Source organism: Campylobacter concisus, assembly GCF_003048375.1.
Taxonomy (GTDB): Bacteria; Campylobacterota; Campylobacteria; order Campylobacterales; family Campylobacteraceae; genus Campylobacter_A; species Campylobacter_A concisus_T.
Window position 1 is genome coordinate 631,477 of sequence record NZ_CP021642.1, and the last position, 24,597, is coordinate 656,073.

24 protein-coding genes and 1 pseudogene are annotated in these 24,597 nt (G+C 38.7%); 17 read left to right on the forward strand and 8 right to left on the reverse strand.

Going from position 1 to position 24,597, the window contains the following annotated elements:
* Nucleotides 1-34: 34 nt before the first annotated feature.
* Both CCS77_RS10465 and CCS77_RS03150 read right to left on the reverse strand, forming a co-directional pair.
* Complete coding sequence (locus CCS77_RS10465; RefSeq protein WP_236635290.1) at nucleotides 35-466, reverse strand: NAD(P)-dependent oxidoreductase; 432 nt, start codon at nucleotides 464-466, stop codon at nucleotides 35-37.
* Nucleotides 467-669: 203 nt separating this feature from the next.
* The gene (locus tag CCS77_RS03150) at nucleotides 670-1,044 is read right to left on the reverse strand and encodes a cupin domain-containing protein (RefSeq protein ID WP_107916549.1); all 375 of its coding nucleotides are present in this window, start codon (nucleotides 1,042-1,044) and stop codon (nucleotides 670-672) included.
* Between the two features lie 141 nt (nucleotides 1,045-1,185).
* On the opposite strand from CCS77_RS03150, the gene CCS77_RS10685 reads away from it, so the two are divergent.
* Genes CCS77_RS10685 through CCS77_RS03160 form a run of 3 tightly spaced genes read left to right on the forward strand, consistent with a single transcriptional unit; the run spans nucleotide 1,186 to nucleotide 2,988 of the window.
* Nucleotides 1,186-1,668, forward strand: coding sequence for an ABC transporter six-transmembrane domain-containing protein (locus CCS77_RS10685; RefSeq protein WP_250645220.1), 483 nt, complete (start codon nucleotides 1,186-1,188; stop codon nucleotides 1,666-1,668).
* Nucleotides 1,669-1,670: 2 nt separating this feature from the next.
* Complete coding sequence (locus CCS77_RS10690; RefSeq protein ID WP_250645221.1) at nucleotides 1,671-2,090, forward strand: ABC transporter six-transmembrane domain-containing protein; 420 nt, start codon at nucleotides 1,671-1,673, stop codon at nucleotides 2,088-2,090.
* The gene (locus CCS77_RS03160) at nucleotides 2,065-2,988 is read left to right on the forward strand and encodes a cation diffusion facilitator family transporter (RefSeq protein ID WP_236635292.1); all 924 of its coding nucleotides are present in this window, start codon (nucleotides 2,065-2,067) and stop codon (nucleotides 2,986-2,988) included. Before CCS77_RS10690 ends, CCS77_RS03160 begins: the two co-directional genes overlap by 26 nt.
* On the opposite strand, the gene CCS77_RS03165 is transcribed toward CCS77_RS03160, so the two are convergent.
* Together CCS77_RS03165 and CCS77_RS03170 are read right to left on the reverse strand one after the other, a co-directional pair.
* Nucleotides 2,933-4,054: a restriction endonuclease subunit S gene (locus tag CCS77_RS03165; protein WP_201741726.1), complete on the reverse strand. Its 1,122-nt coding sequence runs from the start codon at nucleotides 4,052-4,054 to the stop codon at nucleotides 2,933-2,935. The genes CCS77_RS03160 and CCS77_RS03165 overlap by 56 nt on opposite strands.
* Before the next feature lie 6 nt (nucleotides 4,055-4,060).
* Entirely contained in the window at nucleotides 4,061-6,214 is a 2,154-nt protein-coding gene (locus CCS77_RS03170; protein ID WP_107916551.1) for an HsdM family class I SAM-dependent methyltransferase, read from the reverse strand.
* Nucleotides 6,215-6,350: 136 nt separating this feature from the next.
* Between CCS77_RS03170 and lepA the strand changes: the two genes are divergently transcribed.
* The 14 genes and pseudogenes from lepA (at nucleotide 6,351) to CCS77_RS03235 (ending at nucleotide 20,493) form a co-directional block, all read left to right on the forward strand.
* Entirely contained in the window at nucleotides 6,351-8,141 is a 1,791-nt protein-coding gene (lepA, locus tag CCS77_RS03175) for a translation elongation factor 4 (protein WP_103620163.1), read from the forward strand.
* 188 nt (nucleotides 8,142-8,329) lie between these two features.
* A complete protein-coding gene (locus CCS77_RS03180) occupies nucleotides 8,330-8,560 on the forward strand; it encodes a 2-hydroxymuconate tautomerase family protein (protein WP_009294206.1) in 231 nt (76 codons plus the stop codon).
* On the forward strand, nucleotides 8,554-9,276 hold the full coding sequence (locus CCS77_RS03185; RefSeq protein WP_103580764.1) for a hypothetical protein: 723 nt from the start codon (nucleotides 8,554-8,556) through the stop codon (nucleotides 9,274-9,276). The genes CCS77_RS03180 and CCS77_RS03185 overlap by 7 nt, the downstream gene beginning before the upstream one ends.
* A gap of 10 nt (nucleotides 9,277-9,286) precedes the next feature.
* On the forward strand, nucleotides 9,287-9,844 hold the full coding sequence (locus tag CCS77_RS03190) for a YajG family lipoprotein (protein WP_012001474.1): 558 nt from the start codon (nucleotides 9,287-9,289) through the stop codon (nucleotides 9,842-9,844).
* Nucleotides 9,844-10,413, forward strand: coding sequence for a ComF family protein (locus CCS77_RS03195; protein WP_107916552.1), 570 nt, complete (start codon nucleotides 9,844-9,846; stop codon nucleotides 10,411-10,413). The genes CCS77_RS03190 and CCS77_RS03195 overlap by 1 nt, the downstream gene beginning before the upstream one ends.
* A 273-nt stretch (nucleotides 10,414-10,686) precedes the next feature.
* Nucleotides 10,687-11,328: pseudogene (locus CCS77_RS10825) on the forward strand (cache domain-containing protein); the annotation flags it as partial.
* Between the two features lie 588 nt (nucleotides 11,329-11,916).
* The gene (locus CCS77_RS10830; RefSeq protein ID WP_232527126.1) at nucleotides 11,917-12,507 is read left to right on the forward strand and encodes a methyl-accepting chemotaxis protein; all 591 of its coding nucleotides are present in this window, start codon (nucleotides 11,917-11,919) and stop codon (nucleotides 12,505-12,507) included.
* A gap of 1,386 nt (nucleotides 12,508-13,893) precedes the next feature.
* Nucleotides 13,894-16,674 carry a nitrate reductase catalytic subunit NapA gene (gene napA, locus CCS77_RS03205; protein ID WP_103569705.1) on the forward strand — a complete coding sequence of 927 codons (2,781 nt, stop codon included), beginning with the start codon at nucleotides 13,894-13,896 and terminating at the stop codon, nucleotides 16,672-16,674.
* An 11-nt stretch (nucleotides 16,675-16,685) separates the two neighbouring features.
* Nucleotides 16,686-17,444 (forward strand): ferredoxin-type protein NapG, encoded by a 759-nt coding sequence (napG, locus tag CCS77_RS03210; protein WP_035143437.1) that lies wholly within the window; start codon nucleotides 16,686-16,688, stop codon nucleotides 17,442-17,444.
* Entirely contained in the window at nucleotides 17,441-18,232 is a 792-nt protein-coding gene (gene napH / locus CCS77_RS03215; protein WP_107916554.1) for a quinol dehydrogenase ferredoxin subunit NapH, read from the forward strand. Before napG ends, napH begins: the two co-directional genes overlap by 4 nt.
* A complete protein-coding gene (locus tag CCS77_RS03220; RefSeq protein WP_021083665.1) occupies nucleotides 18,229-18,756 on the forward strand; it encodes a nitrate reductase cytochrome c-type subunit in 528 nt (175 codons plus the stop codon). The genes napH and CCS77_RS03220 overlap by 4 nt, the downstream gene beginning before the upstream one ends.
* Complete coding sequence (locus CCS77_RS03225) at nucleotides 18,756-19,223, forward strand: 4Fe-4S ferredoxin (RefSeq protein ID WP_107916555.1); 468 nt, start codon at nucleotides 18,756-18,758, stop codon at nucleotides 19,221-19,223. The genes CCS77_RS03220 and CCS77_RS03225 overlap by 1 nt, the downstream gene beginning before the upstream one ends.
* The gene (locus tag CCS77_RS03230) at nucleotides 19,220-20,155 is read left to right on the forward strand and encodes a WD40 repeat domain-containing protein (RefSeq protein ID WP_107916556.1); all 936 of its coding nucleotides are present in this window, start codon (nucleotides 19,220-19,222) and stop codon (nucleotides 20,153-20,155) included. Before CCS77_RS03225 ends, CCS77_RS03230 begins: the two co-directional genes overlap by 4 nt.
* Complete coding sequence (locus CCS77_RS03235) at nucleotides 20,152-20,493, forward strand: chaperone NapD (protein WP_002939660.1); 342 nt, start codon at nucleotides 20,152-20,154, stop codon at nucleotides 20,491-20,493. Before CCS77_RS03230 ends, CCS77_RS03235 begins: the two co-directional genes overlap by 4 nt.
* A gap of 537 nt (nucleotides 20,494-21,030) precedes the next feature.
* On the opposite strand, the gene CCS77_RS03240 is transcribed toward CCS77_RS03235, so the two are convergent.
* The 4 genes from CCS77_RS03240 to CCS77_RS03255 form a co-directional block, all read right to left on the reverse strand.
* Nucleotides 21,031-22,980: a methyl-accepting chemotaxis protein gene (locus CCS77_RS03240; RefSeq protein ID WP_107916557.1), complete on the reverse strand. Its 1,950-nt coding sequence runs from the start codon at nucleotides 22,978-22,980 to the stop codon at nucleotides 21,031-21,033.
* A gap of 109 nt (nucleotides 22,981-23,089) precedes the next feature.
* Nucleotides 23,090-23,632: an SCO family protein gene (locus CCS77_RS03245; RefSeq protein WP_107916558.1), complete on the reverse strand. Its 543-nt coding sequence runs from the start codon at nucleotides 23,630-23,632 to the stop codon at nucleotides 23,090-23,092.
* Between the two features lie 9 nt (nucleotides 23,633-23,641).
* Entirely contained in the window at nucleotides 23,642-24,106 is a 465-nt protein-coding gene (locus tag CCS77_RS03250) for a hypothetical protein (RefSeq protein WP_012001484.1), read from the reverse strand.
* Nucleotides 24,106-24,528, reverse strand: a complete 423-nt coding sequence (locus CCS77_RS03255; RefSeq protein ID WP_012001485.1) for a copper chaperone PCu(A)C — start codon at nucleotides 24,526-24,528, stop codon at nucleotides 24,106-24,108. The genes CCS77_RS03250 and CCS77_RS03255 overlap by 1 nt, the downstream gene beginning before the upstream one ends.
* Nucleotides 24,529-24,597: the final 69 nt, after the last annotated feature.

The window sequence follows — 24,597 nt, forward strand, 5'->3', positions numbered from 1 at the left end:
TTACGAGCCTTCGCCAGCCGTCAAATTTATAAACTCAAGCTCTCTCGCCGACCGCGGTAAAGCGCTTTTGGATAAATTTCTTGTTTTTTAGCTCGTCAATGATCGCAAGCGCAAGATCTGCGTAGCTGATGTAGCTCTCATTTTTTGAGTTTAGTATGAGATCATCCCCGCCAAGCACGTATTTGCCCGTGCGAGCGCCGTTTGCGTCGTAGTCGCCTGCTGGACTTACATACGTCCAAAGCACATTTGTGCTACCTTTTAGCTCAAAATATGACTCCGCCGTCGCCTTTGCCACGCCCATATATGCCGCTGGGAAGTCTGGCGTATCCATGAGCATAGTGCCTTTGCTATCAACAAATAACGTGCCAGCGCCAAGAGCTACGACGAGCCTTGTGCTAGTGCCTTCTAGTAAATTTACTAGGTGAGCGACCACTTTTTGTGAGAAGAGAAGGTTTATAACGACCAAACGGCAAATGCGCTGATAATCGCATCGAAGTCTGTTAGATCAGCTTTTGTAGGCTCAAAAATATCTTTTATAGATGACTTTTACGTCGTCGTTTTACTCTTTGTTTTTTAACAATCGCCGAGTTTTGAAGCCATTTTTAGATAAATTTACGCCGCTTTTGCCATTTGTGTCCAAGATTGCTATTTAAATTTTGCTTTTTAAATTTACAGCCAGCTTGGCTTTACGTCATCGACTATCACGCCGTCAGTCATGGTGTATTGCTCTAGGCTACCGCGTTTTGTCTGGATGCAGATCATTTTGATACCGTTTTTGCCAGCTTTAAAGCACCTTTTACCATCTGGATCTATGCGCACTGCGTCGCCTTTGCTTACTTTTATCACTTCGCCGTCGATAAAAAGCTCGCCGTCACCCTCAATGATGATGTAAAGCTCCTCGTTTTGCTTGTGCGCATGGACAAATGGCACGCTCACATTTGCTGGAAGTTCGTTTATAGATACCTCACAGCCAGTTAAATTTAAAGCCTCTTTTAGCTCGACTCTTGGCGCATTTGCGATCTTTGCAACTTGATAATTTTTCATTTTGTTCTCCTTGTTTTTTTGTTGTAATCTTTTTATTTACAACCGATGAGCGAAGTATAGTGATTTTTTGTTGTAATGTCAAGAGTTACAACAAAAAATTATCAAAATTTGCAAATTTAGGCTATAATTTACGAAAAATTTATGATAACTTGGAGTCAAAATTTGCAAAATAACGCCTTTAAAACGCTAAAAGGCATAGCGACCGAGCATAACAAAAAACTCATTTTGACCTTTACTTTTGTGTTAGCAGAGAACGGACTTTTTCTTGCTTATCCGATATTTGCGGGCTTTGCGATAAACGCAATCATGCAAAGAAATACGTTAAATGCCCTCATTTACGCACTTTTTGTGCTCATAGCGTGGCTTGTAGGAGCTATCAGGCGCCGCGTGGATACGCAAGTTTTTGCAAGTATATATGCAAAGCTTGCTGTAAATGTCATCATGAATGAAAAACAAAATGCCAAAGACGACTCCGCCATCATCTCCAGAGTAGCGCTCTCTCGAGAGTTTGTAAATTTCTTTGAGACGCATTTTCCTATGTTTTTTACATCGGTCATTTCGATCATCGGCTCAGCATTTATGCTCATTTTGCCCGGCCAAAGGTCGCTGTGGCGTGCTTTGTAGTGATGACCTTTTTTCTTATATTTTTACCAAGATATATCAAGAAAAATGACGACCTTTATCTTCGCTTAAATGACCGCCTAGAAAAAGAAGCAAAGGTGATAGGTGTTTTTAACAAAAGCACGTTAAATAGGCACTACGATGTCGTTTCTAAATTTCGTATAGCGATCTCAAATAGGGAGGCGATGAGCTATTTTATCATCGGCATTAGCGCATCGCTGCTCTTTTTGGTGGCGATAATAGTGCTAAGCTCGCAGCAGACAAATGCTGGCCACATCTACTCTGTGATGACCTATATATGGAATTTCGTCATCAGTCTTGATGACTCGCCAAAGCTCATAGAGGAATTTTCAAATTTAAAAGATATCGGTAAGAGGATCGACGCCCAAAAGAAGGACAATGATGCACAACAAGAGCGTTCTTAGAAATTCGTTTTTTCTAATTTTCACGTTTATGATAGTTGAGGCCGTTTTTGGCTTCGTTTCAAACTCGCTTGCGCTTATTAGCGACGCATTTCACATGCTCTCAGACGCTGCGGCTCTCTTTTTGTCACTGGTTGCTTTTAAGATCGCAGAAAAAAGGGCAAATTTACAAAAGACCTTTGGCTACAAAAGGGTCGAGATCATCGCTGCTTTCATAAATGCTATCGCTCTTATCGCACTTGCAGTCTTTGTCGTAGTCGAGGCGATCGTTAGGCTTTTTAACGAGCCAGAGATAGAGGCTGAAACAATGCTTTTTGTTAGTATTTTGGGGCTTGTGGTAAATTTAGTCGTGGCTATTTATATGCATAAAAGCGCTGATACAAAAGAAAATTTAAACATGAAAGGTGCGTATTTGCACGTGCTTGGCGACACGCTTGGCTCAGTTGGTGCCATCGTCGCGGCGCTTCTTGTGATGAAATTTAACTTCACGCAGGCCGATAGCATTGCAAGTATCTTTGTCTCTCTACTCATCATAAAAAGCGGCGCTAGCTTGCTAAAAGATAGCTTTAATATCCTGATCGAAGCTGTGCCGCTTAAGCTTGATATGGATGAAATTTTAGGCGTTATAAAGGGTGTAGATGGCGTTAAAATCGTACATGACCTACATATCTGGGCGATAAATGCTGGCACAAACGCGCTAATAGCCCACGTGGTGGTGGATGATGCGCTAAGTGTGGCTGAAATTTCAAAGATGATAAAGCACATCGAGCACGAGCTTTCTCACGTTGGTATCGGCCATGTCACGCTTCAGTTTGAGAGTGAGAGCCTTGGACACAAAAATGGTCTCATCTGCGAGCTAAAAAGCGCGCATAAAGACGAGCATTTTGGGCATCATCACTAATATAGGCTTTATTAATGACCTTTTTGGTTGCTTCTATCTTTTTGTCAGCCCAAAGCACGACGTCTTTTATAACTAGCTTTTCGATAGCTTTTATGAAATTTTCCATAAATTCGTAGTCAATTTCGCCGTTTTCGTTTATTGGAAGTAAAATATTCGTTCCTTTAAATAGTTTCTCAAAATCACGCACTAAACTACCTTGATAAAATTTTTGCTTTTTATTAAGCCAGCCAATAAAGTACTGGGCAATATTTTTACTAAAATTATCAAAATTAGGATAAATTGTTTTCGTAAATTGACCTGCGTAAAAATCTTTTTCCATATAGAAAAATTGCATTCCAAGCATCCCAACAGCTAGTGAATTGCCCTTAATTTTATGTTTTTCATCTAAATAATCAACATATCCTGTTATGCCGTTATTTAAAACCGTTCGTGTAAAATACGGATATTCGCCATCGTCACTAAATTGGAAGCTATCTTTATTAAGTTGTGGGTTTGAGACAACTTCAAACAAATCGCCGATTTTAAATTCCTTCGCTACCCCCCCCCATTTATCAAATTCGTCAAATTTAGCAAGGGCGGATTTTTCGGCATCAGTTAATTCATAATTTTTAAGTCCAGTTACCGCAAGACACGCGTCAAATTTTTTGGTATATTTTTGCTCTTTTTCTTTAACATATTCTCGTTCAAACTCTTCAATAAAATTTTCCATAAATAAAAAATCTATCTTGTTGCCTTTTGTTGGTAAAATAACTTTTTCTTGTTTTAATGTTTCTTTTTTTGGATAATTAGAATAACCTCCATAATTTAGCGTATTTATAGCTGTAGCGATAAAAAGCTGAGCACGCTTAGACCAATTTGGCATAGGCATAGCTAAAATATTATTTGCTAAAACAAATTTTTCTGAATGATATGTTACAGTTCCAGAATATTCACCACGAGTTGAAATTGTTAAACATTCTTTAAATATCTCATTTTCTGGCAACTTATCATTTGTATAATAATTTACACCATTATTTGTAGTAATTCCACTTATAACTGCAACTGAGTTAATATTTGGTTTTGTCATATCGTGTTATATAATTTTTGTTTTTGCCATAAATCCAAGTTTTTCAACATCAAATAAATCACCTATGCGATATTCTTTAAATTTTCCACCATGCGCTTTAAAATCATTTTCTAAATTTGCAATTCGTTGACTGATGATAGTTCTTTTACTGGGACTTTCCTTTTTAAGAATTTGCGACACTTCCCAGCTTAGATAGTCACCTACAGTTCTTTTAAAATCTATTAAAGTTGGTATAGTGTCGACTGGTCTAGATTTGTTCCAATCAGCACCGTTATTTGGATCAATAGTATCCTCATAGTATTCGTCTTCGCTAAAAATTATAAGCTTGCTTTTACCAAACCGCACCAAATTTACAAGCTCATTATAACGCTCTTTCGCATTGTCTGTATCTTTTAAATTATTACTCGCTTTTTTGCGATTCGAGCGTGTGTAGCCATCGTTTGAAAAATCAATAAATTTTACCATTTCGTCTTTTTCGTGTTTTTCACCAACTTTAAAAACATAGATGTTTGTTTGCACGTTTGATTTACCAAAGAAAAGGTCAGTTGGCATTTTAATACTTGCAACAAGGGTATTTTGTTCAAGAATTTTTTTATTTATCTCTTTTGCCTTACCATTACCTGCTGAATTTTGTATAATGATAGCGGCATAGCCTTTACTCATCATACTTAAAGCAGTTTCTACAAAGACCATGCCATTTCCAGGCGCAGAATAAGGTGGGTTTAGCACAAAAGCTGTTGCAGGAAATTTTTCTTTAACATTACCAAAACCATATTCGCCACTAAAATCACTTAAACTATCCTTGTTTAAGATGTTGGAGCTTCCATCGCCCATCATTATCATGTTTAAGACAGCTAGCATATAAATAGATGGAAGAATTTCAAGTCCTAAAAGTTGTTCCGCCTTTATCTTTAGCTCTTTTTGCTTAAATTCTTCAGGTGATTTTATATTGTCTTTAGCATCTTTTATCATTTCGTTCAAAGCAGCAACCAAAAGTCCAGCTGAGCCTGTGGCAAAATCCCAGACGTAACTGTCTTTATTTACCCGCGCAAGGCGCACTAAAAGCGTAGCAACATATGAAGGAGTGAGAACTACATCGTTTTGCTTGTCTTGAGAAAAACCAAGCCATGAATACATTTGGTTAAATAGTTTTCCAGTAAAATCAGTCGTAAGTCCGATTTTATAGTAAATTCCTAAGTCATCTACTATTTTAGAAAATAATCGTTTTAACTGTGTTTCGCCGTTTGTTACTTTATTAATATTTTCAGATAAGATTGTGTTTGATAGTGTGCGAATGATGAGATCTTTTTTATCTGTTGGAATACTTTTACAGTCCAAAAATGCTTTTATCTTTCTCGTTAAAATTTCACCATCAGTGTTGCCTTGCTCGGGTGAAGATTTTAGTTCATGTTTTTCAAGTGGAGCAACCTTGCCAGGTATACCAAGAGTAGCAATGATTGAAGCTGCAACAAGATAAACTCTGTCATTCTCGCCAATTCCTTTTTCATAAATATCTTTATTTAGTTTTACTAAGCTGGCGTCAATCTCTTTTTCGCGCTTTTGTTTTATCTTTTCAAGTTCATCGTATGATAAATTTAGATATTTTAGGCTTTTTGCAAATTCATCAAAATTTGATATTTTTAAAAATGAAAGGTCGCTAAAGTCACCAACTTTTTGACCTATACCTAAATTTGACTTTGAAACATAATAGACTCCGATTTTTGTTTGGAGTTTGCCTTTGTTATCTTTAAAACCAGTGACACCAATGGCGATGATGTCAGTATAGCTTGTATGGTGAAGCAGAGCATTTGCATAGTGGATCGCTCCATTTACAGCGTATTCTTTTATATTTTTAAAATTTGGTTCATTTTTGGCGGTGCGATTTTCTACATTGCCGTCGGCGTCTAGTTTTTCTAACTTATCTTCATAGCCTTTGTATTCAATCAATACAGGATAAAAATTTAAGCTCTTATCTTGCAAGAGTAGTTTAGCATCAGGTTTGTTGCCACCTTTGCCACCTCCCTTAGAAGCATATTCTTGTAAGGCATTATCTATCTCACTATTTAAGCTCTCTTGTTCCATTTTGATATCAAGTTTATATGATTTGAGCTCTGAATTTATCATATATGCTACATTTGGTTCTACGCTTTGGATTGCCATTTTTAACCTTCATGATTTTATTTTTAAAGTTGTGATTTTAACTACTTTTTACTTAATGTTTAAAATTAGATTATGCAAATTTTAAATCAACTTTAGGCAAAATAAAGCCCAAATTCTCAGAAAAAGTAAAGCTTATATGAAAAACATTAGAAACTTTAGCATCATCGCTCATATCGACCACGGCAAAAGCACGCTTGCTGACCGTCTCATTCAGGAGTGTGGCGCTGTTAGCGACCGTGAGATGAGCTCGCAGATCATGGACACGATGGATATAGAAAAAGAGCGTGGCATCACGATCAAAGCCCAGTCTGTCCGCCTAAACTACGCCCTAAATGGGCAAAATTTTGTTCTAAATTTGATAGACACCCCAGGACACGTTGATTTTAGCTACGAGGTGAGCCGCTCTTTGGCTAGTTGCGAGGGCGCGCTACTTGTCGTGGATGCTTCTCAGGGCGTGGAGGCGCAAACCATCGCAAACGTCTATATCGCACTTGAAAACAACCTAGAGATCATCCCAGTCATCAACAAGATCGATCTGCCGGCGGCTGACCCTGCTAGGGTAAAAGACGAGATCGAGCACATCATCGGACTTGACTGTTCAGGGGCTATCGAAGTGAGCGCAAAAACAGGCGTTGGCATAAAAGAGCTGCTTGAAGCGATCATCACGAGGATCCCTGCACCAAATGGCGATGTTAGCAAGCCTACAAAGGCGCTCATTTACGATAGCTGGTTTGACAACTATCTTGGAGCGCTTGCTCTTGTGCGCGTTTATGATGGTGAAATTTCAAAAAATGACGAAATTTTGGTCATGGGCACGGGCAAAAAACATATCGTGCTAGACCTCATGTATCCAAATCCGATCGCACCGATCAAGACTAAAACGCTTAGCGCTGGCGAGGTTGGCATCGTGGTTTTGGGACTTAAAAACGTTAGCGATGTGCAAGTTGGAGATACGATAACGCAGTCAAGAAATCCCCTAAAAGAGCCAGTTGGCGGCTTTGAGAGGGCTAAGCCATTTGTATTTGCTGGACTTTATCCTATTGAAACTGATAAATTTGAAGATCTGCGTGACGCGCTGGATAAGCTAAAGCTAAACGACAGCTCCATTAGCTACGAGCCAGAGACCTCAGTCGCACTTGGATTTGGCTTTAGGGTTGGCTTTTTAGGTCTTCTTCACATGGAGGTCGTCAAAGAGAGGCTGGAGCGTGAATTTGACCTTGATCTCATCGCCACAGCACCGACTGTGACTTATGAAGTCATCCAAACTGACGGGGTAAATTTAAAAATTCAAAACCCAAGCCAGCTACCACCAGTCAATAAAATAGACTCAATCCTTGAGCCATACGTGAAGGCGACTATAATCACTCCAAGCGAGTTTTTGGGCAACATTATCACGCTTTTAAACAACCGCCGTGGCATACAAACAAAAATGGACTACATCACGACTGACCGCGTTTTACTAGAGTATGACATACCGATGAATGAGATCGTGATGGACTTTTATGACAAGCTAAAGTCAAGCACCAAAGGCTACGCGAGCTTTGATTATGAACCAAGCGACTACCGCGTGGGCGATCTAGTAAAGCTTGATGTAAAAGTGGCCGGCGAGACGGTCGATGCGCTCTCTATCATCGTGCCTGAGAGCAAGGCGCAGACTAAGGGCAGGGACTTCGTAAAGGCGATGAAAGAGATCGTGCCACGTCAGCTCTTTGAGGTGGCGATACAAGCTAGCATCGGCAACAAAATAATCGCTCGTGAAACCGTAAAATCAATGGGCAAAAACGTCACAGCTAAGTGCTACGGCGGCGACATCACTCGTAAGAGAAAGTTGCTTGAAAAGCAAAAAGAGGGTAAGAAGAGGATGAAGGCGATTGGTAAGGTGAATTTGCCGCAGGAGGCGTTTTTGTCCGTTCTAAAAATAGACTAATGCGTTGTCTCGCTTTGTCATACTTCGTTGTGTCTAAAATTTACTCGGTCATTACCTGCCATGGTAACTCCAGTCGTAAATTTTTACCCACGCCTCGTTTGATTTTACGATACGGCCGTATTTGGGAGCTTGTTTTGTGGATAGGTTTTGATTAAAATTTAAGTGCTAAATTTACAAAAAGGAGTGCTATGCCGTTTGTGAAAATTTGCGTGACAAAAGAGGGTGATAGCCCAAGTGTAGAGCAAAAAGAGAAGATGATAAGCGGAGTTACAAAGCTAATAAGCGAAATTTTAGGTAGAAGCGCTCAAAATACCGTTGTCATTATTGATGAGATTGATACGAACAACTACGGCATCGCAGGCGAGAGCGTGAAAAATCTCCGCAAAAAACAAAAAGAGCAAAAGGAAGTGAAATGCTAAGAGCGACATTATTAGCAGTTTTTGCAGCCGTCTTTCTAACTGGCTGCGTAGCAAAAGCTAGCCTTTGTCTATCGTGCGAGGGCATAGACGGCGTGCAAAGTGCAAGTATAAGTAGCGAAGATAAGACCTATTTTGAAGAGGTTATGAGGATCCCAGCTGACTGCAGCGCTTGCAGGGGCAGGGGCGATGGTGTCTTTATAAATGGCGTCAAGTATAGAAGCGACGTGGCGATAAACTGCTGCTTAGAAAAAAATATGATCGACATAAATGTTGGGCTAAAGAAGGTCTATTTTCATAGGATCGTGGATGCTAGAAGCAGCGCAAGGTCTATTTACTATACAAGAGAAGATGGTAGTGGCGTAGTCTTTAACTCAAATCCACGCCTTGAAGTGCTCTTTTATATGTTTTTAAAACGTGAGCTAAATTCGCGTGGCATCGTTGTCGTGGATACGCAAACATCGCCTTATACATATAGGCTTGATTTTAGATTTGACGAGCTTAGGGGCACTTACTCTAGAAGCTCTGAAATTTTAAACGGACATCTATATGGTGAGCTTGTGCTTTCAGATATAAATTTCAAAAAACGAATTCCTATCTCTACTAGACACCATGTGGAGGAGCTTGAGGCGTCAAAAAGCGGTCAGTTTGACTTCTTTATCGCGCTTTTAGTCAAGCAAGCCGCCATAAAAGTGGCTGATGAGATCACTAAACTTTGAAAGGAAAAATATGAGTAAATTTAAATTTCTAGCTATCTTTGGACTTTTTGTCCTATTTTTGAGCGGTTGCGCGCCTACTCAGACAGTAGTTGCCTTCGATCCTTACAAAACTGCTGCAAGTCAGCAAGCTAACGGCCTTGAAGTCTATATAAGCGCGGTGCATGATAGTCGCAAAAACAAAAGCACTATTGCAACTATAACCGATGGCAGAGGCACTGTAAAAGAGTATGTTGTGCTTCAAAACGATCTTGCGACTTACTTTAGCGACTCCCTTAAAAGAGAACTTGCGGCACGTGGCGCAAATGTAAATGGCATGGGTGGCGTTGTGGTTGAAGTTTTCATAAACGAATTTGAAGCAAATATGAGCGGATATGGCAGCGACAACACAAAGGGCAAGATAAAGATCACTCTTAAAATCCAAAAAGGCGATCAAAGCATCATCAAAAATATCTCAAACAACCAAACCAAATTTGAGCTAGTTCGCACTGGCGGAGCATTTAAGCCATTCTTAACAGACATCATCAACGACGCCGTTAAACGCTCTGCGATCGCTATCTTAAATAGCTGATGTTTTGTGCGTTTTGCAAGAGCTTTACGCTAAAGACATTTTGTAAAACCTGCTCGCAAATTTTAAGCGAGCCAAGCCCTTTGGTAAGAGAGCTAGAGGGCTTTAAAATTTACAGCTTCTATGGCTACTCTGAGATCAAAGAGCTCATCCACTCAAAGCACCAAATGCACGGACTTTTTATCTATAAAAATTTAGCCAAATTTGCATTTAAGAAATTTGCTAAAAGCTTTAGCTTCCCAGAGCAAATTTACGCCCTGCCGATAGATGATAGAGTGCATCATGGCTACTCACACACGGCTATTTTGGCAAATGAACTTCGTGCTAAAAATCTTAAACCCATCTTTCACGCCCTGCATGCGACAAGCAGTGTCAGCTACAGCGGCAAGGATCTTAAATTTAGACAAAACAATCCAAGAAATTTTAAAATTTTAAAAAAGATCACGGCGCCAGTCATATTAGTCGATGACATCGTAACCACTGGCACAACGATACTAGAAGCTAGAGATACGCTTCAAAAAGTAGGCGTTGATGTGCTTTTTGCGCTTGTTTTAGCAGATGCTAGAAACTAAAATTTATGTGAAATTTGACTTGAAATTTCACACCTAAATAATTGTAAATAGCTATTAACCATAAAAAATTTTTGCCGATATAAAGATAAAATTTTACACAAAGGGATTTTGTTTATGAAAAAAGCAGCAAACAAGATAGCACTCATTATCGTAGTGCTTTTAGTTGTCTCTCTTGGAGTATTTTCGGCTATAAACTACACAAACACCAAAGAGAATATTTATGATCTAGCAAAGGACACTAAGACTTCATCCTCAAAAATTTTGCAGTTTTATATGAATGCATTTTTTGAAGATAAAATTGCATCTGTCGATAGTTTTGCTAAATATCTCGAGTCACATCCAGAAATTTTAGACGATAAAGAGATTTTAGAAAAAGAACTTATGATTGGGGCACGTTCGACTGAATTTTCTGAATTTTATTTTGCTTTTGCAAACGATGGAGCAGTTTACGATGCTGTACTTGATGGCAAGGATCGTAAATTTGTGATTTTTGACAAAAGAAAAAACTATGATGCTAGAGTTAAGGACTGGTATAAAGATACTGTCGCAAAAGATAATGTAGCATTTTCAGCTCCTTATGCTAGCTCTGCTAGTGGTCTTAATATCACTATCACTAAAAAAGTTGTTGTAAATGGTAAAGTTGTCGGTGTTTTTGGTATAGACATCGGTATAGATAAACTTAATGAAGAGCTTGGTAAGATAAAACCAACTCCAAGTAGCGCGATAGCACTATTTGATCTAGAGCATAAAAAGATGATCCACTTTACTCACAAAGATCTTGTCCTTTCTGACTCTAGTGAAGCTATGAAGATCATTGACGACTACTCAAACGAGTATAAGAAAAATGGAGATAAAACATTTACTTATAATCTCAGAGGCACAGAGAGGCTTCTTGCTTGCGAGCTTTACGATCAAGCAAACTGGCTTGTTTGTTCTGCAAACTCATGGAGCGATTATGACGGAAGCCTTAGTAAAACACTTGTCTCACAAGTCATCTCTTCAGTTATATTTATAGTAGTCATCGTAGTGCTTCTTATATTTATCGTTAGCAGATCGCTTAAGCCACTCTCAAAGATATCTGATTCGCTTATTTCGTTCTTTAAATTTCTAAACTACGAGATCAAAGAGCCAGTTAAGTCAAATATCGTTTCTAAAGATGAATTTGGCGTTATGTCTTCTCTTATAAACGAAAACATCCAAAAGATCCAAACAGCTAAAGAAAATGAAAATGCTTTCATCCAAAAAGCCAACACCTTTGTAAATGAGATAAAAGATGGCAACTATGAAGCAAGCTTAGAAGCTGATACTAATAACCCAGCTCTAAATCAACTAAAAAGCACATTTAAAGATCTACAACTTGCTCTTAAAAGTGCAATATCAAGTAATGGTAAAGATGTACTTGATCTACTAAACACTTATAAAAACCAAGACTTTACAAAAAGACTTGATGATGATGGTAAGATAGCAAGTGGTATAAACTCTCTAGGCATTGAAATATCTAAAATGCTAAATGACAATCTAAACCAAGCTCAAGTACTTGAAGAAAAAGCTAAACTTCTAGCTAGCTCAGTATCAAAAGTAGCAAGCTCAGCAAACACTCAAGCAAATAGCTTACAAGAATCAGCAGCTGCAGTTGAGCAAATGTCTAGCTCAATGAATGCCATCTCTCAAAAGACAGCTGATGTTATAAGACAAAGTGATGAAATTAAAAACATCATAACTATCATTAGAGATATAGCAGATCAAACTAACCTTCTAGCTCTTAATGCTGCAATTGAAGCAGCTAGAGCTGGAGAGCATGGCAGAGGATTTGCAGTTGTTGCTGATGAAGTAAGAAAGCTAGCTGAGAGAACTCAAAAATCACTTGGTGAGATAGAAGCAAATACAAATGTATTAGCTCAATCAATAAATGAGATGAGTGAATCAATTAAAGAGCAAAGTGAAGGCATAAATATGATAAATCAATCAGTTGCTCAAATAGATAATCTAACAAAAGAAAATGTTGTAATTGCAAACCAAGCAAACGAAGTCACATCAGAAGTAGATGAGATGGCTAAAGCTATAGTTGAAGAGGTTAGGAAGAAGAGGTTTTAACTTCTTAATAAACAAGCTTAAATTTGTTTAATGCAAAACACTTCATTAATATTCATAAACTCCAACCTGGTTTAAGCTGGGTTGGGGTTTAATAAAATATCTTTTAAATTTAACTCTTTAAATTCTGGACTTCAAATTTAATACTCAAGAACTATATACAAAATTTTAAAATTTCATGAGCGAGCATATCATGCTTCTAAATTTAGTGGCGAATAGTTATGAGCCCTAAATTTAGTAAGTTGCTAAGGCGAGTGAGTAAGATTTTAAAATTTGCAAAATAGCAAATTTCTATTTTTGAAATCTAAACTTTAAATTTATAAACTCTTTTATTCAAAAGGGAGACAAGGGGACTCGAGTTACGAGGCCGTCCCCTTATCTCCCTTTTGATCCCTCAAACCCCTCGCACGTTCAAGGTGCATGCAATGGTGCTGAAGCACTGCATGCGTTTCAAAAACTAGGACAAATTTTAAAATTAGAGCTGGCATATCATGCTTCTAAATTTAGTGGAGAATATCTATGAGCCCTAAATTTAGTAAGTTGTTAGGGCGAGCGAGTAAGATTTAAAATTTGTCTTGCGATGTATGCAATTTATTGAAATTCCAGTAATTTTAAAATTTAATGAGCGAGTAATTTCGGCTCTGATTTTAGTGGCAAGCTTTGTTAGACCTAAAATCAGTAGTCAACTCTTGTGAGTGAATGAAAGTTTAAAATTTGCAAAATAGCAAATTTCTATTTTTGAAATCTCAACTTTAAATTTATAAATTTTTTTTATTCAAAAGGGAGACAAGGGGACTTGAATTATGGTCTGCTTGCAGTTACGAGCTAGCGAAGCAAAGCCGTCCCTTTGTCCCTCTTCGTGAATTTGTAAATAAGATAAATTTACAAATTTTAAAACTTTATTCGCTCATAAATTTTAAAATTTACTAAAGTTTTTAACCGTATATTATTTGTTTTAAATATTAAATTTTCACTATAATTTTTTCTGTCATAAAACATATATAATTGTGACAAGTCTTGCTAAATATTAAAAATATCTTGGATATAAATTTTTTAACATCATATCTATTGCATTTTCGAGAAATTGATTAAATAAAAAATAAATTTAATCCATTTTATATGTTACTTTTCTACACATTATTTAATAAAACTTTTAATATATTTTTTTAAGATTAATGAAAAATAAATCTATATAATAATTTATATTTTTGATTTTAAATTTACGATTTTGTGCTCTTGGCAAGGCTCTTTTTATAACAAATCTTGGAAACAACTTGTAATTTTAAAATTTAAGATTTTGATAAAATAGCCGATGTAAATCAGGCGTAAATTAAGCTTTACAAAGTTAATATTTATTTAACTTTGTTTTAAATCTTTGAAGGAGAAAAAATGAATCGACGAGATTTCATCAAAAGTGCTGCAGCTAGTGCTGCTTGTGCTAGTGCCGGTATCGCTGTGCCAAGCTCGCTAAGTGCGGCAAACGAAGCTGAAAAAGGCTGGCGTTGGGATAAGGCTGCCTGTAGATTTTGTGGAACCGGATGTGGCATCATGGTTGCTACAAAAGAGGGCAAGATAGTAGCTGTAAAAGGCGATCCAGAAGCACCAGTAAACCGCGGTCTAAACTGTATCAAAGGCTACTTCAACGCTAAGATCATGTACGGCGAAGATAGGATCACTCATCCACTTTTACGTGTAAATGAAAAGGGCGAATTTGACAAAAAAGGTAAATTTAAGCAAGTAAGCTGGAAGCAAGCATTTGACGTGATGGAGGCTCAGTTTAGAAAGACTTATGATGAGCTTGGACCTCACGGCGTTGGCGTGCTTGGCTCTGGTCAATACACAATCCCAGAGGGCTACACAGCTGTTAAGCTTATGAAAGGTGGCTTTAGAAGCAACAGCATCGATCCAAACGCAAGACACTGTATGGCAAGTGCGGTTCTTGGCTTTATGCAAGTTTTTGGTATTGATGAGCCATCAGGCTGCTTTGATGACATCGAGCTAACTGATACCATCATAGCTTGGGGCGCAAATATGGCTGAGATGCACCCGATCCTTTGGGCGCGCGTCAGTGATAGAAAGCTTAGCGATCCTGATAGAGTAAAGGTCGTAAATTTAAGTACTTACTCAACTAGAACATCAAATTTAGCCGATATCGAGATCATTTTTGCTCCGTCATCTGACCTTGCTATCTGGAACTACATCGCTCGTGAGATAGTCTATAACCACCCTGAGATGATCGATGAAGAATTTGTTAAAAAGCACTGCGTCTTCACGGCTGGCCCAGTTGATATCGGATATGGTCTTCGACCAGACATCCATCACAAAAAATATGCCCCAAGCGAGCTAGATACCGCTGCGACTGAGAAGTCAAAGGTGCTAAGCGAGGCTGAGGGCGTTACACTTTCTTATCTTGGACTAAAAGCTGGTGATACGTTAGAAAACAAAAACGCTGCAAAGGCTGGCGATCACTGGCAAATAACATTTGAAGAGTTTAAAAAAGCTCTTGCGCCTTACACACTCGACTTTACAGCTAAGGTAGCAAAAGGCGATCCAAACGAAGATATCAATGAATTTAAGAAAAAACTAAAAGCACTTGCTGATCTTTACATCGAGAAAAACCGCAAAGTTGTAAGTTTCTGGACCATGGGCTTTAACCAACACCAACGCGGCACATGGGTAAATGAGCAAGCTTATATGGTGCATTTCTTGCTTGGCAAGCAAGCACTCCCAGGCTCAGGCGCCTTTTCTCTAACTGGCCAGCCAAGTGCGTGCGGAACAGCAAGAGAGGTTGGAACATTCGTTCACCGCTTGCCAGCTGATATGGTTGTCGGCAATCCAAAACACAGGGAGATCACTGAAAAACTTTGGAAACTACCTGCTGGCACGCTAAATGCCGTACCAGGCTCACACTATGTAAAAATGATGCGTGATCTTGAAGACGGCAAGGTTAAATTTATCTGGGTTCAAGTAAATAACCCATGGCAAAACACTGCAAACGCAAACCACTGGATCAAAGCAGCCCGCGAAATGGACAATTTCATCGTCGTAAGCGACCCTTATCCAGGAATTTCTGCAAAAGTAGCTGACCTTATTTTACCAACTGCGATGATTTACGAAAAATGGGGCGCATACGGCAACGCCGAGAGAAGGACACAGCACTGGAGACAGCAAGTGCTCCCTGTTGGCGAAGCGATGCCTGATATCTGGCAGATGCTTGAGTTTAGTAAGCGCTTTAAGCTAAAAGACGTTTGGGGCGAGAAAAAACTAAATGACAAAGTGACACTTCCAAGCGTGCTTGAAGCTGCAAAAGCTATGGGATATAGCGAAGAAGATACGCTATTTGACGTGCTTTTTGCAAATGAAGATGCTAAGAAATTTAGCGCAAACGATCCGATCATGGAAAACTACGACAATACAGAAGTCTTTGGCGATAGCAGAAAAGTGATCGGCTCTGATGGTAAAGAATTTAAAGGATATGGATTTTTCATCCACAAATATCTCTGGGAGGAGTATAGAAAATTTGGCGTTGGCCACGGTCACGACCTAGCTGACTTTGACACTTACCACAGAGTAAGAGGTCTTAGATGGCCAGTGGTTGATGGCAAAGAGACTCAGTGGAGATTTAACACTAAATTTGACCCATACGCTAAAAAAGCTGCTCCAAATGATAAATTTGCATTCTATGGCAACAAAAACGCAGCTCTTCCAACAGGCGATCTAAAAGGCGTAAAAAATCAAGAGAAAACTCCTCTTGCAAACAAAGCAAAAATTTTCTTCCGCCCTTATATGGATCCATGCGAGATGCCAAGCAAAGATTATCCATTCTGGCTATGTACTGGCCGTGTCCTAGAGCACTGGCATACAGGCACGATGACTATGCGTGTTCCTGAGCTTTATAGAGCCGTCCCAGAGGCACTTTGCTACATGCACGAAGATGACGCTAAAAAACTTGGCGTGCTTCAAAATGAGATCGTTTGGGTCGAGTCACGCCGTGGCAAGGTAAAAGCTAGAGTAGATCTAAAAGGTAGAAATAAGCCGCCAGTAGGTCTTGTCTATGTGCCTTTCTTTGACGAAAACGTATTTATAAATAAAGTCTGCCTTGACGCTACTTGCCCGATCTCAAAAGAGACAGACTATAAAAAGTGCGCGGTTAAAATTTACAAGGCATAAAAGTGGCTGATATGGAATTTTCAAGTAGGCGTGAAGCTTTGAAATTTGGAGCTAAGGCGGCGATCTTAGCTCTTGGCGGAGGCTTTATATGGTCACTTAGTGCCAAAGCCTCACCGCTTGTGCTTCTTAGACCGCCTGGTGCGAAAGCGGAGAAGCAGTTTTTAAAGAGCTGTATTAGGTGCGGGCTTTGTGTAGAGGCCTGTCCATTTGATACGCTAAAACTCGCTACTCTTGAAGATGGTATAAGTGTCGGTACGCCTTATTTTGAGCCTAGAAAAATTCCTTGTCATATGTGCGAGCATATCCCTTGCGTGCCAGCCTGTCCGACTGGTGCGCTGGATGCAAATTTAGTAAGCACAGCTGGCAAACTAGACATAAATAAAGCCAAAATGGGCGTTGCAGTGGTCGATATGAAAAACTGCGTGGCATACTGGGGCATACAGTGCGATGCTTGCTACAGATCCTGTCCGCTCATAGATAAGGCCTTGTATCTTGAGTATCGCCGCAACGAAAGGACGCAAAAGCATGCGTTTTTACTCCCAGTAGTTGATAGTGATATCTGCACAGGATGCGGCGTGTGCGAGCGAGCCTGTATCACCGAAAAAGCAGCCATTACCGTGCTAAACCGCGAAGTCGTGCTTGGCAAAGTTGGCGATAACTACGTCAAAGGCTGGGTAAAAGAAGATGAAAGGCGCGTGGATGATGCCGACAGCAAGATAAAGCTTGACATCAAAAAGGCGACTGAGTATCTAAATGGTGGTGAGCTATGAAATTTTTAATCTTAAGACGAATAACTCAAATTTCTATCTTAGTGCTATTTATCCTAGGAAATGTTTATGGAGTTAAGATACTTAGCGGAAATTTAAGCTCATCTTTGCTTTTTGGACAAATCCCACTAAGCGATCCATTTGCGGTGCTTCAAATTTTACTAGCAGGCTTTAGCGTAGGCATAAATGCAATAATTGGCGCTATCATCGTCTTTGCATTTTATGCGCTCGTCGCTTCTAGGGCATTTTGCTCGTGGGTTTGCCCAGTAAATTTACTAACTGACATTGCTTACAAGCTAAGAGAGAAATTTGGCTTTAAGGGTGAAAAAATTTTAAACGTAAGTAAAAATTTGCGCTACTACTTGCTAGCGCTTGCTCTTATCTTAAGCCTTGCTCTGTCAGTGCCAGCTTTTGAGAGCATTAGCTTTGTTGGTATCATCCAGCGTGGCATCATCTACGGCTCAGTTAGCGCCATTGGCATCGCCTTTGGTATAGTTGCCTTTGATATGTTCGTGCTAAAGCGCGGAATTTGCTCACATGTCTGCCCGCTTGGTGCATTTTACGCGGTGATATCAAATTTTGCTCTCATCAGAGTAAAACACGACGCAAATGCCTGCACAAAATGTATGAAGTGTAAGCTCGTCTGCCCAGAGGTGCAAGTGCTAGATATGATCGGTAAAGAGAGCCGCGCGGTTAGCTCAAGCGAGTGCATAAGCTGCGGTAGATGCATCGACGTTTGCGGCGACGGGGCGTTAAATTTTAGTATTAGAAATTTAAGGAGAGAAAAATGAAAATGAAAATAATGGCGCTTGGAGCACTATGCGCTGCCTTTTTAGCGGCATGTGCATTGAATAATCCAAGCATTAGTGATTCGCAAATCGGCCTTAGAAATGTTGATTTGTTAGATGATAAAGACGTTGTTTTAAAAGACATCAACTACACAAAAGAGCCAGCAGGTATGGCAAAGAGATTTGATAGATCTTTTGAAAATGCACCTCCATTTATCCCACACGACACTGAGGGTTTGGTGCCTATCACAAAAGATTCAAATATGTGCGTAACCTGCCACATGCCTGAGTTTGCAAAAGATAGCGGAGCTACTCCGATCCCTGCTTCTCACCTTTATGACATCAGAAACAAAAAAGATCTTGCAGGTAAGCTTGATGATGAGAGATATAACTGCACAACTTGTCACGTCGAGCAACAAAATGGCGTAACGCAGCTTGTTGGCAATAAATTTAAGCCTGACTTTAGAGATAAAAACGGCTCACATAAGTCAAATTTACTAGACGTTTTAAATGATGGCATTAAGTAATGCAAAGCAGGCGAGAGCTTTTTGGTAAAATTTTGGGGGCAAAACCTGCTCCCAAATTTATAGATCCGCCATTTTTTAGCGGTGAATTTGACTGCGCTGGCTGTGAGGCTGGCTGCGTAAGTGCCTGTGAAAAAGAGCTTCTTAGCTTTGAAAATGAAAGAGTTGTTTTTAAAGTTAAAAAGCTAGGCTGCGACTTTTGCGAAGAGTGCGCGAAAGCGTGCCAAAATAGCGGTCACGTGACACTAAATTTAAGCTCACCAAAAAGCATAAACGCAAAGGTTAGCATCAATGTCGCTAGCTGCCTAGCGTGGAATGACACGATTTGCTACAACTGCCTTGATGCTTGTAAATTTAAAGCAGTTGAGTTTTTTGGTGTTTTTCGCCCTATAATCAATCAAAATTGCGTAAGCTGTGGCGAGTGCTTTGATGTTTGTTTTAAAAATTCGCTTGAGATGGAGGCTTTATGAGAGTTTTATTTTTTCTTTTTTGCTTGTTAAATTTTGTCTTTGCAAATGAGATCACGACGCCTATTAAAGAGATAGAAGCTAGTGCAAATGTGCTTGGCACCACGCTGATAAATGGCAAACTTTTTATCGCAACTGATGGTGGCACGGTTGAAATTTACGATCCAAAAGAGTCTAAATTTGATGAGATCATAAAAATGGATGATATAAAAACCTACGTTAGCGACCATGAAAGGCCAAAAATTTTAAATGTCGATGAGCTAAATGGCAAGATGCTCATCTTAAGCGAGGGCGACTACGCTACAAAGGTGCTTTATATAAGAGAAAATGGGCAGATGAGAAGCATAAAAATGGCTAATCAAGCGATAAAAAAGGCTCTATTTTTAGATGATGAGCATATAGCACTTGCCTCGATTAGTAATGAAATTTACTTTTTAAACCTAAAAAGTAGCGAAATTTATGATAGTTTTAAGATATCAATCGCAATGCTCTCAGACATGGAGATAAGCGAGGATAGAGGCACGCTAGCGATCGCTTGTGAGAGTGGCAAGGTCTATTTTTACAACGTTCGCACCAAAAAGATGGACAAAATTTTAGACATCCACACTGATAATATCTACGACATCGCTTATAAAAATGGTGTCATGATCAGCGGAGGCACCGACAGGATCGCTGGCATCTTCTCAGCTGGGACGCTAAAAAAGATAAATACTGGCTTTTTGGTTTATGGCGTGGGGCTTAGTAGCGATGGCAAGATCGCAGCTTATATGAGCGATGAGATGAGCGATGTAAATTTGGTTGATAGCGTCACTTTGGATAAGATCGCGATGCTAAAAACTGGTCAAAGCACGATAAATAGCATAGTTTTCATAAGTGACAACGAGGTTGTAACCTCTGCTTATGAGAAGAAAATTTTATTTTGGAGAGTTAGATGAATATTTCAAGCCTGATAGTCTATACAGATAATAAAAATGAGAGCGTAAAAGGCGAGATAAGCAAGCTAAAAGAGTGCGAGATCATCACTGACGCAGAAGATAGGATCGTGGTGGTCGTTAGCTCAGAGAGCATCGAAGATGAGATCAGAGTTTTTAAGATGATAGAGGGCATTAGCGGCGTGGTGAGCGTTGCGATGGTTTATAGCTATCAAGAAGACGCTCAAGAGAATAGAGAGCGGCTTGAAGCAAACGGCAAGATAAGTGAAATTTTAACAAGCGATGACGTAAAAGCTGAAGATATCGCATATGGTGGTAGCGTGCATTATAAGGTGAGGTGAAATTTAATTTAAAGCAATAAATCGCATGCAGTGCGAAGCACTAAAGCATGCACCTCTAACGTGCGAGGGGATTGTGGGATTTAAAGGGAGATAAGGGGACGGCTTCGTAATTCAAGTCCCCTTGTCCCCCTTTTGGATAAAAAATTACAAATTTAATTGAGTTGCTTTGTAAATTTTAAAACTCCATTCACTCGCAAAAATTGACTACTAAAATTTGGCTTCGCTTATCGCTTAGCTCAAATTTTAGAGCCGAAATTACTCGTTCATGAAATTTTAAAATTTACTTATTACTCATCTGATTTAGCAAAACAAATTTGCAAATTTTAAAATCTTACTCACTCGCCTTAGCAGACTACTAAATTTAGGCTACACTACGTTTAGCACTAAATTTAGAGCCGTGATATGCTCGCTCATAAATTTTAAAATTTACTAGAAGCTTTTAGAGTGTTAAAGTTAAGATTTAGAATTTAAAAATATACAAATTCCAACCCAGTCTAAACCAGGTTGAAATTTATAAAGATTTATGAAGCAGTTTGATTAAAATTTATTCTTTCTTACTTCACTTACTATAGTCTTTGCCATGTTATCAACATCGCTTGTTACTTCATTAGCCCTATTGGCAATTACAACATTTTCTTTTGTTAGGTGATCTATTTGAGCAACTGATTGATTTATCATATTTATTCCTTCACTTTGCTCTTTGATTGATTCACTCATCTCATTTATTGATTGAGCTAATACATTTGTATTTGCTTCTATCTCACCAAGAGATTTTTGAGTACGTTCAGCTAGTTTTCTAACTTCATCAGCAACAACTGCAAATCCTCTACCATGTTCTCCTGCACGTGCTGCTTCTATTGCAGCATTAAGAGCTAGAAGGTTTGTTTGATCTGCTATATCTCTAATGATAGTTATGATGTTTTTAATTTCATCTGATTGTCTTATAACATCAGCTGTCTTTTGAGAGATGGCATTCATTGAGCTACTCATTTGCTCAACTGCAGCTGCACTTTCTTGAAGTGAGCTTGCTTGTGTGCTAGCACCTTGTGTAAGCTCTTTCATAGCTGAAGCTAGGGTTGTAGCTTTTTCTTCAAGCATCTTGGCATCATTTAAATTTGAGTTTAGCATAGTGCAAATTACCTCGCCCATATTAGATACTCCAAGTATCATAGCCTTTAGATCAGCCTCTAGCTCTTCGTTTATCTCAACCTTTGCAGTAAAGTCATTTTTAGTATATGAGCTAAGAACATTTGTTATGCCCTTTAAATTTGCTGAGATAGATGTAAAGAATTTATTTAGTAGCTCTTTTAGCTCATTTAGCGATGGGTTGTTTGGAGTTGAGCCTATCTTTGCTCCAAGGCTTCCTTTAATCATTAAATTTGCTACCTTATTTAGCTCATCTATCATAGTGCTATCTTTTTTGATGCCAGCTACGACTTTGTCGATGTTTTCATTTATAGCTTTACTCATCTCACCAAATTCATCATTTGATCTTACCTCTAGCTTGCTTGGTGCTTTTGCTTCGTAAGTTACAAATTTAAATAGATCATCAAGCTTAGATTGGATAGTTTTTATAGGGTTAAGAGACTTTTTAAGTAAGAAATAGACAAATGCTGAGAGGATAACGATAAATAGCACTGCTAGGATTAGTTGGATCTTTAGGAGGGGTAAAGTATTTGTGGTAAATACATCTTTTTGCATGGCAGATATAGCCAGCCAGCCACGATCGTTTAGTTCTATAAAGTCAGCATATAAGTCTTCACCTTTTAAATTTTTATATAGTATAAGACCATTCTCGTCAAAATCCTTTGCTTTGTATCGCTCGATTAACTTTTTGGTTAGTTCAGGGGCTGTATTTATTATATTTTTATCAGGGTGGATGATGATCTTACCATCTTTATCTGCAACAAAAGCATAGCTGTAATCAGTTTTGCTGATACTCATGATCTCTTTGCTTAGCTCTTCGATACTAACATTTGTAGCTGCAACGCCGGCATCTTTTATAGGAGCAACGAAGCTTATTACCATTTGTTTTAAAGAAGAAGATATATACGGATCAGTAAAGGTAATGCCATTTTTTTCTTTAGCTAGTTTATACCAGTCTCTAGCCCTTGGATCATAGCCATCTTTTGGGGTTTCGTTTTTGCCATTTGAGCGGTACATCGCACCGTCATTATAGCCAGCATAAACAAGTCCAACTTCTTTATTTGACATCGATTTGCCTTGAGCTAAGATGGCGTCGATACCGTTGCGGTTTTCATCTAGCTTAGACAAGATAGAGGACATACTATCCACGATATGAAGATTATTGTTAAAAAATATATCCATTGCATTTTTAACATCTTTTAGAATTTGGCGCTGAGCTTGTGTGACTAGCTCGGTTGTCTTGTTCTGAGCGGTGTAGTAACTAGCGGCCGACATAGCCACAAACGAGATACATAGAGCAACTATTAGCATTAGTGCTATTTTATTGGTGATTGACTTCACACGGATTCCTTTACATATGATTTTATGTTGTCTATATCGGCTAGTTTAAAAAGAGCTATATAGCTTTTGAGATATTTTTAGCGGAAAAAATGTAATTTTTTGTCTAAATTTAAGGTCTATTTTTTATCAAATTTAAAAGATTTTCTCTGATATTTTCACTAGTTAAATTTGAAATTTCACTGTAAAAATTTCCCTCTTTATCTAGCAGATAGATAGCGGAGCTGTGAGCGACAGAGTAGCCCATAGCAGAGTTTTTAAGATGCACTTTTTGGTATTTTACGCCGTAGTTTTTAGCGACTTTTGGCAGATCATTCATCTTTAGTCCATCTGCATCTTTGTAGAAATTTTTTGCCATTAGGGTTAAATTTTCAGGCGTGTCACGCTCAGGATCAAGGGTGATGAAAAGTAGCTCAAAGTCGTCTCTTTTTAGCTTATTTAGCTCATCGCCCACAAGAGAGAGCGTAGTAGGGCAGACATCGGGGCAGTAAAGATAACCAAAATATATCGCTTTATATTTGCCGTTATAGTTTTTAAGGCTCACTTCGCCATGCTCTGAAAGCGCCTTAAAATCATACTTGTTTGGCTTTATAAAAAGCATCGCAAGACCAGCACATATTAAGATTATTATTAAGCCCCAAAGTGTCTTTTTCATCATTTGCCCTTACATTTTTAGATCGAGATCGACAAAAAATCCAGTATCTTTTTCGCCATCAAGCAGCTTAAATCTATATCTCATAAGATCGACCACGCAAGCACTTAGCACGACTTGGGCTATTAGGCTATCGCCCCTTTGATCAAGCCTTGCCTTTATAGAACCCATGTTCATATTTATGCCATCGATTACAAGATTTGGATCTTTTAGCCCTAAATTTTTGCCATTAATGATCTTAAAGCTAAACGGTCTCATAGCAAAGATCGGTCTTGGCGAGATGTCTATCTTTAGCTTAACACCATTAAATTTCACCTCGCAAGCATCTTTGTTTAGATCGCATTTTAGAGGATCAAGCGATGTATTTACATCGGCAAATTCAGGCGGATCCTCTTTACTGACCATAAATTTATGACCCATCCAAAAAGCGCCTGCTACGATAAAGATGAGCGAAAAAATGATTAGAATTTTTTTCATTATTTAAAGTTTTTAGTTACTCCGATATTATCAAGCTTGATGCTCTCGCCGTTGCTAAATTTTAGCTCAAGATCAACCTTGTCGCCATCTTTTATGGGCTTATTTAGATCCATAAGCATGATGTGAAGACCGCCAGGTGCTAGCTTTGTCTCGCCATTTTTTGGGATAACAGCGTCCTCAACCTGAACCATAGCCATCATGCCATTTTCCATCTTGTGAGTGTGAATTTCAGTGCTTTTGCAAACACTTGAATGAACGCCAACTAGCTTTACATCGGCATTTGAAGCATTTTTGATATCCATGAAAATAGCGCTGTTGTTTGTGCCAGGCTTTGTGTCTCTTGCTCTGACATGATCTAAGCTGATGTCAGCTGCCATTAGTGTAGAAGCCGCAAGTAATGCACCAAAAACAAGTTTTTTCATATTTTTCCTTTATGGTAAATTAATAATGGTTTTCAGATTATACATATAAAGAAACTAAAATTCCCTTTA